This window comes from Paenibacillus sp. USHLN196, assembly GCF_037144955.1.
GTDB classification, from domain to species: domain Bacteria; phylum Bacillota; class Bacilli; order Paenibacillales; family Paenibacillaceae; genus Paenibacillus; species Paenibacillus xylanexedens_C.
The window spans coordinates 1-223 of sequence record NZ_JBBCYH010000071.1 but is presented as its reverse complement, the minus strand read 5'-3'; the positions used below and the strand labels follow the sequence as shown (position 1 = coordinate 223).

General features: G+C 50.2%; 1 rRNA gene. It reads left to right on the top strand.

From position 1 onward, the window contains the following. Positions 1-127: 127 nt before the first annotated feature. Positions 128-223: ribosomal RNA gene (gene rrf, locus WFI24_RS34380) — 5S ribosomal RNA — on the top strand; the annotation flags it as partial.

Here is a 223-nt window from a genome sequence, read left to right as displayed (position 1 = left end):
AATGCATGGAGCTGACCAGTACTAATCGGTCGAGGGCTTATCCAATTAGCAAGTTCTAAATCGCATGTTTCGTTTCGAATCTAGTTTTCAGAGAACAACAACTCTGAAATGAAAGCTAAGCTATGCGTTTGGTGGCGATGGCGGAGGGGTTCCACACGTACCCATCCCGAACACGACCGTTAAGCCCTCTAGCGCCGATGGTACTTGGACCGCAGGGTCCTGG